We start from the raw sequence: 7,847 nt of genomic DNA, 5'->3' as shown, positions 1-7,847 counted from the left end.
AGTCACGCAATTCCATCATTATATTGAAAAACATAGTATGCGATGTCATAGAGGGTTTGAAAAAGCTAAACCAGAACTACTTAAAATGTTTGAAGCTATCGAAACTTAATCTTCTTCAGTTTTGGAAGTTTAGCTGGTTCTCACCAAGCATCAAGCCAAATACGCTTGACCCTTGGTGAGAACCAGCTATGGGGTTAGTAACTGAAGAAGAAAGTCACAGTCCGACCTGCAAGGTCGTTTATAATAAATAACTAGCTTAATTCTTACAAAAGGGCTTAGTGTCATTTACACAAAATTATTGACACTCCCCGTAGCAGTTAAGTGCGACTCGATTCTTTTTAATTGTGAGGATCTGTATTCTTTAATCTTTTGAATATTCATCATGGAGTTTTTTTCTAGATATTGTTGTTATGATTAAAAGAACATGCCGGCAATGGCAGCACTTAATAAGTTCGCCAATGTTCCAGCTAAAACAGCACGTAGCGCATACTTAGCTACTGTTGAACGTTTATTAGGAGCAATCCCTCCAAGGGTCCCTAACAGTATTGCGGTAGATCCAATATTAGCAAATCCACATAGAGCGAAGCTAATGATCATGTTAGATTTATCCGTTAAGTTAACCATTTCCGGAGCAAATGAAGTATACGAAACCATCTCATTTACAATAACTTTTTGTCCAATAAAAGATCCAGCTTGTAAAGCATCTTCCCATGGAATTCCCATAACAAAAGCGATTGGGGCAAAGATAATACCAAAAATATACTCAAGGGTTAATTCACCAAATCCAAATATTCCCCCAACGCCTCCTAAAATTAAATTAATTAACGCGATTAATGAAATAAACACGATTAACATGCCTCCAACGTTTAAAGCTAGTTTTAAACCGTCAGAAGCACCTTTTGCAGCAGCATCAATGACATTTTGAGAGTCTCTATTATTCTCAAGATTAATACTATCAGTAGTTTCACTTACTTCTGTTTCTGGAACAATTATTTTAGCCATCAACAGACCAGCTGGAGCTGCCATAAAACTAGCTGCTAGTAAATATTCTAGTGGAATTCCTAGTGCGTAATATCCAGCTAGATTCGCACCAGAGACCGTTGCCATACCTCCAGTCATGATGGCAAACAACTCGGAATTCGTCATACGTCCAATATAAGGTTTTACGACTAAAGGGGCTTCAGTTTGTCCAACAAATATATTGGCAGCAGCGGACATAGACTCTGCTTTACTCGTTTTAAGTAACCGAGAGAGTATTCCACCTAACCATTTGATTAAAACTTGCATGATCCCTAAGTGATATAAAACCGCAATTAACGAGGCAAAAAAGATAATGACGGTTAAGACTTGAAAGGCGAAAACGAATCCAACACCTTCACCTTCTAAAACGCCTCCAAAGACAAAATCGATTCCTTCATTAGAAGATTCAATAACTTTTCCTACAACTCCTGTAGCATTATCTAGGATTTATCTTCCAGTTTCCCATTTTAAAACCGTAAATGCAAAAAATATTTGAATAGCTAACGCAATTAAAACGGTTCTTAATTTAATCGCACGTCGATTCACTGAAAATAACAAAGCAATACCTAGAATAACTAAAATACCTATAACTCCCCATAATATATTCATAGAATTAATAGCTCCTTTTTATTTCAGGGTTCTATCAGACTCTATCTATATAAAACGCTTTCATTTTTATTTTGTAACGCTTGGTAAAGCACCATGGTATGTTACTGTCTTAGAGGATATCTCTATAGCACGCTCGGTAGCTTCAAGTATATTTTGAGTCTTCCTATAAGTAGCTAAGAAACCTCCAACAAATGAATCACCCGCAGCCGTCGTATCAATGGCTTCAACTTTAGGAGCAGCCAAATGCTTATAAACGTTCTCATAATCCAATAAACATCCCTCATGGCCTAAAGTTAGAATAGGTACTGATACATAACGCTTAAGTTGGTCTAATATTTTTCGAGGTTCCTTTTCCCCAGTTAGGAGGACACCTTCTTCATAATTCGGAAAGAAAAATGTAATACCATTTAAAAAGTCTAAAAACTCTTCTTTATAATCTTTTAAAAAATATGTTGAACTCGGGTCTAATGCTATAGGTATGTTTAATTTTAAGGCTTGGTCTTTTGCTTTTTGTGCAGCATCTTTCGTATGTTCAGTAAATAAGCTATATCCGGATAAGTATAAAATGTCACTATTTTCAACATCTTGAATATCTTTTGCAGTTAGCTTTAAATTAGCTCCTCTATCCGTAATCATGGTTCTCTCTCCATTATGATTATCGATCATAATAACGATTGAACCTGTTTTTTCTTGCTTTTCTTTTTTGACGATCGGAGTGACACCTTGTTTTCGGCTTTCTTCTATGAGATAAGTTCCAAATGGGTCATCTCCGACCTTTCCAATCAATTGGCATGCAACATTTTCACGTCCTATGAATGATGCTACGTTATTTGCTTGTCCCCCAGGGCGAAAGTTAATTTGTCCGTCTGTATCTGTTGCATAGTTAGTTCTCCCTTTATTCACCAATATATCAACGGCTAAATCACCAATTACCGTTATCATTGATGATATTCCTTTGCAATTAAAGCTGCAGTTTTTGCATTATTTAACATTAATGAGATATTAGCTTTTACACTATCGCCCTTTGTTTGCTCACTAATTTTTGCTAATAAGAAAGGAGTCACTTTTTTCCCTGTGATTCCATTTTCATTGGCTTCTTTTAAAGCATCGTTAATCGTTCCCTCTATTAAGTCAGGGTCCAGTTCATCTTCTTCAGGAATTGGGACGACAACAGATACCGCATGATTTAAATCTAATTCATCTTGTGTTCTTAAAAGTTGAACTAAAGATGTTTTATCAATTTTTTCAACTGGCAGCCCCGCATCACGTGTATAAAAACTTGGGTACCGATCTGTCTCGTAACCATAAATAGGAACTCCTAATGTTTCTAAGTACTCCACTGTTTTTGGAATATCTAAAATTGATTTAACACCAGCACTTACGATACACACTTTAGTTTTTGCCAACGTTGGCAAATCAGCAGAAATATCAAATGATTCGTTCACACCATGGTGCACTCCACCAAGTCCTCCAGTAGCAAAAAATCTTATGCCAGCTAATTGAGCTGCATACATGGTTGCGGCTACTGTAGTGGCACCTATTTTTTTTACTAGACAAAACTCTCGGTATATCATGAATGCTCGTCTTATATGCGTCTGGAGCTTTTCCTAATAATTCTATTTCATCCTTACTTAAACCAACATGAATTTGTCCATCTAAAATGGCAATCGTAGCAGGAACGACACCTAAGCTTCGGATCGTTTCTTCTACTTCATTCGCTAATTTCACATTATTAGGGTACGGAAACCCGTGTGAGATAATGGTAGATTCAAGAGCAACAATAGGCTTACCTGAATCTAGCGCGTTTTGAACTTCTTCACTGATTTTTAAATAACTCATTTTAATTCCTCCAATTAATTATTTTCATAACATTGTGAAATTTGTAAATGTACTAGATTAATAGATTGCAAAGTGTTTTGAAGTGGTCGTCATGGTGAGAGAATCAATGGATTAAAGTGATTGTCTTTTAATTAAGCTAGGTTCAACCTTCCTACGTTCAGGAATATTTAAAGAAATAACGGTTCTACATCGGAATTTCTATCATAGTTTTATAATATCGTCTTGGAGTTTACATAAGGGAATGAGAGCATTGTTATTTGAGGTCATGTTACTTATTGAAGAAAATGTGTGGAATATACCATTATTAATTTGCTTTTTAATCCTATTCGGATTGTATCTCTTTTTTATAACAAAAATTAAATCTATAACGATCAACCCTAAACAACCGATTCTATTTTTAATAGGTCTAAGTTTATTATACCTGTCGACCGGAAGTCCTTTAGCTACACTTAGCCACCTTTCTTTTAGTACCCATATGTTACAAATGAGTGTTCAATATTTCATCATTCCTCCGTTATTATTATTAGGAGGTTTTAGTCTCATATCTTACACGTCTAAAATTATTAAAATCAACAACTTTCCTTTAGCACCAAAGGCTTCTTTAGTTATTTTTGCTGGATTGTTCCTTGTCTACCATTTACCAATCACTTCATATTTCTTATCTCAAAACTCCACTGTACAAAACATATACATGACCCTATTACTCATATTCTCACTTAGAATGTGGTGGCCCATCATCTCAACTTTTTACACTAAACAAGAGAAAAAAAGTTACGCCTTATTGAGTGCTATCTTGATCAGCCCAGCCTGTTTGATGTTTATTCTATATGCCCTGATCGATGAAACACAAAACCCTTTTTTAAATCATTCAATTGCACACCTATGTGTTTCACCTCAATTTATGTCTCATTTGCTTCCTTCAATTTTTAATACAAAATATGACCAAATGATAGCTGGGACCTTAATGTTAGGAGTTCACAAATTAGGAATCATGCTAACTTTCCTTTTAAGATATCATGATAAAGTTGAGAAGGAGTAATTTTAACCCAAATATTTTTCATAATATTCATTGATCCCAAGTATGATTAATTGAAACGAATATTTTCAAAAAGGTGGTGTAGATAAATGAAAGAAGTCGTTTTATTAGATATAAAGGGCATGCATTGTCCCAATTGTCCTGCAAAAGTGGAGAGGTCAGTGTTAAAAATGGAAGGTATCAAACAAGTAAAAGTTGATTACGATACTGAAAGTGGCTCCGTAATCTTCGATAATAATCTTACGGGAGTTCAACAAATTATTAACCGAATAGGGCAAATGGGGTTTGATGCAACTGAATCTCATAATAAAAACTTAGTTGAATAAGAAAATTTGTAATTACATAACATTGCTAAAACCATGCTTTAAGCACTTCCAATCCTAACCCAAAATAGGGACTTAGAAAATTCTAAGTCCCTTTAGTATGTACATGAATTTTGGAATGCCAAAGATGAATTCTTACTCTTCACCTACTATCTCTCCTTTTATAATTCTTCCTTGTAAATAATACGTACAAATGTCGATTATTGTGCAGTAAAATAATTAAGGTGCATTTACTGAAACAAGAGAGCTTTCAATATTTCCGTTCTTTTAAGAATCCTTTAAAACAAAAACAGGCACTAGCCTGTTTTAAATTCTTCTAAAATAATATTAAGTGAATACTGGTATTTACAGTTTGGAAATTTTTAAGTCATAATATGAAGAAATGACCACATTTCGTTTTAAAGGAGATGGATGTTCAATGAAAGCCAAAAATATAATTGTAATAACAATTCTAACCATTGGCATAATTGTCTTCGCAACCTTATTTATGTTAGAAAGTGCAAAAACTAAAACATCAGGTCAACTACTTGAAGATCTTTTAATAGGAGAACATAAAATTAAGTACCATGAGGATATTAGTAATAACGAAATCTCTGAATTAAGTACTTATATCCGTGATAATAATTTCAATTTCACTAATGTTATAGAAATATATGATGAGGATAGCCATAACATGATGTATCAAATAGAATATATTTATGACAGTCATGATGAAATTGTCATTACGAAAATAAATGAAATTGAGTAGCTATTATTCTAGTAAAATTACACAAAAACTGCCCTAAAGTCAGCAAGAGCCAACTCTAGGGCAGTACTCAAATCGGGTTAGCGTATTTAATTAAGACACACTATTCATCACTTTCTTCTGAACAGGTTGCTTCCCATTTTCCGTGCGTACAAATTGCCCAGATCCAATCCATGCGGCAAGCGCAAAGATTAGATAGATGGCTTGTGTCGCATAAGCTCCTTGTAAGAGAATTTGAAGCCCCATACCAAGGCCAAGAGATGGGATCACGACTAAGAATGTTCGAAAAATCCGTTCAAACCCTTTATTTAATGGTAATGGCCAAATCTTTGAAAAACATACACCTAAAGCGACTCCGAGACTTGAAACGACCAATAGTTGCATTAAAACTAATGGCGTTGGAAATGGCCAATCCATAATATAATGGCCTAACAAATAGAAAACTTCTAAAAACAACGTAATTCCTATAGCCCTTTGTACAGTTTTTAAATTCATCCATGGACTTAGTAAATAGATTAGTAGTGACAAACAACCAAAAATGAGTGTCCAGTTCATAACGCTACCCCTTTCCTTTTCCTAAAACCTATCGTTTACTTGATATCTTCATCAATTTCAGGTGCTCGAACGTTTTCAATAAGTTCTTGAATTTCTTTCGGTGGTTCTGCAGTCATACGAGAAACAATAAAGCTCACGATAAAGTTTAATAACATTCCAACCACACCAACGCCTTGAGCATTAATACCAAAGAAGCTTTCAATCAATGGTCCATCCGTTCCAAAAATAGATTCAGATAAGATAGTACCAATCATGAATAGAGTAAAAATTAAACCAGTTAAAATACCTGCGATCGCACCTTCTTTATTCATGCGCTTATCAAATATACCGAGCAAGATGACCGGGAATAAACTTGCCGCCCCTAATCCAAAGGCGAGCGCAACCACTTCACCCGCAAATCCAGGTGGGTTAATTCCGACATAAGCCGCAACTAATAAGGCAACAAATAAAGTAATTCGACCAACACGTAACCTTTGAGCTTCAGAGGCATTTTTATTGAAAATACGATAATAAATATCATGTGATACAGCACTCGTCATCGTAATCAATAAACCTGATGCGGTCGATAACGCTGCAGCAAGCCCCCCTGCTGCTACAAGGGCAATAATAAATGGAGCAAGATTGGCAACCTCAGGTGTGGATAGAACAATGATATCCCCATCAATCATCACTTCGTTGTCATCACCTGACGTATAATTAATAACGCCATCCCCATTTTCATCATTAAACTCTAATAAGCCTGTCGTTTCCCACTTATTCACCCAATCAATGTTTTGAACTTCTTCTAATGGCTGATCCGCAATCGTATCAATTAAATTATATTTCGCAAATGCTCCAACTGCTGGTGCCGTTAAGTAAAGTAAACCAATGAAAATGATTGCCCATACTGCCGACCATCTTGCGGCACGTACACTCTTAACTGTGTAGAAACGGACTATCACGTGTGGCAAACCTGCTGTACCCGCCATCAGAGCCAAAGTCATCATAAAGACGTTCAACATCGATAAATTGGTGAACGGCTCCATATATTCAGTCATACCAAGATCAATTTGTATTTGGCTAAGTCGCTCTACAATATCGCTTCCAATAAAGCTCAACTGAGGAATCGGATTCCCCGTTAATTGAGCTGAAATCGCAAATGCTGGAATTAAAAAGGCAATGATGATAACAAAGTATTGAATTGCTTGTGTCCAAGTAACACCTTTCATACCACCGAGTAAGGCGAAGAATCCAACGATTGCCATACCGATTAAAACACCAATAACAATATCTACTTGTAAATAACGACTAAAAACAATTCCAACACCACGCATTTGCCCAGAAATATAAGTTAAGGATATGAAAATGGTTGCAATTGCCGCTACAGTACGTGCACTACTTGAATAAAATCGATCTCCAATAAAGTCTGGGACGGTAAATTTACCAAACTTCCTTAAGTAAGGGGCTAGCAACAATGCTAATAATACGTAACCACCTGTCCATCCCATTAAGTATATCGTTCCATCATAACCTAAGAATGCAACTAGACCCGCCATTGAAATAAATGAAGCTGCGGACATCCAGTCTGCCGCAATCGCAGCACCGTTGGCAACAGCTGGAATGTTTTGACCTGCAACATAGAAGCTTGACGTATCACGAACCCGAGACCACCAACCAATCGCCGTGTATATGATAAACGTAATAACAACTAAAGTAATCGTAATCGCTTCAACACTCAATG

Annotated in this window: 6 protein-coding genes and 2 pseudogenes; 3 read left to right on the top strand and 5 right to left on the bottom strand. The window is 35.8% G+C overall.

Features of this window, described 5'->3' with window-relative positions; all coding sequences use genetic code 11:
• Positions 1-414 precede the first annotated feature (414 nt).
• The 3 genes and pseudogenes from BMY57_RS12325 to BMY57_RS12315 form a co-directional block, all read right to left on the bottom strand.
• Positions 415-1,629, bottom strand: a pseudogene (locus BMY57_RS12325) (NupC/NupG family nucleoside CNT transporter).
• 66 nt (positions 1,630-1,695) lie between these two features.
• Complete coding sequence (locus BMY57_RS12320) at positions 1,696-2,571, bottom strand: carbohydrate kinase family protein (protein ID WP_091774754.1); 876 nt, start codon at positions 2,569-2,571, stop codon at positions 1,696-1,698.
• Positions 2,568-3,468: pseudogene (locus BMY57_RS12315) on the bottom strand (pseudouridine-5'-phosphate glycosidase). Before BMY57_RS12315 ends, BMY57_RS12320 begins: the two are co-directional and overlap by 4 nt.
• A gap of 241 nt (positions 3,469-3,709) precedes the next feature.
• Here BMY57_RS12315 and BMY57_RS16490 point away from each other — a divergent pair.
• From BMY57_RS16490 to BMY57_RS12300, 3 genes are all read left to right on the top strand, one after another.
• A complete protein-coding gene (locus BMY57_RS16490; RefSeq protein ID WP_091774752.1) occupies positions 3,710-4,507 on the top strand; it encodes a cytochrome c oxidase assembly protein in 798 nt (265 codons plus the stop codon).
• 86 nt (positions 4,508-4,593) lie between these two features.
• Positions 4,594-4,830, top strand: coding sequence for a heavy-metal-associated domain-containing protein (locus BMY57_RS12305; protein WP_091774750.1), 237 nt, complete (start codon positions 4,594-4,596; stop codon positions 4,828-4,830).
• 415 nt (positions 4,831-5,245) lie between these two features.
• Positions 5,246-5,575 (top strand): hypothetical protein, encoded by a 330-nt coding sequence (locus tag BMY57_RS12300; RefSeq protein ID WP_091774748.1) that lies wholly within the window; start codon positions 5,246-5,248, stop codon positions 5,573-5,575.
• 90 nt (positions 5,576-5,665) lie between these two features.
• On the opposite strand, the gene BMY57_RS12295 is transcribed toward BMY57_RS12300, so the two are convergent.
• Positions 5,666-6,127 carry a hypothetical protein gene (locus BMY57_RS12295; RefSeq protein WP_091774747.1) on the bottom strand — a complete coding sequence of 154 codons (462 nt, stop codon included), beginning with the start codon at positions 6,125-6,127 and terminating at the stop codon, positions 5,666-5,668.
• A 35-nt stretch (positions 6,128-6,162) separates the two neighbouring features.
• Positions 6,163-7,845, bottom strand: a complete 1,683-nt coding sequence (locus BMY57_RS12290; protein ID WP_091774745.1) for a sodium:solute symporter family protein — start codon at positions 7,843-7,845, stop codon at positions 6,163-6,165.
• Positions 7,846-7,847 lie beyond the last annotated feature (2 nt).

The organism is Piscibacillus halophilus, assembly GCF_900110685.1.
Taxonomy (GTDB): domain Bacteria; phylum Bacillota; class Bacilli; order Bacillales; family Alkalibacillaceae; genus Piscibacillus; species Piscibacillus halophilus.
This window is presented reverse-complemented; position numbering and strand designations above follow the sequence as displayed.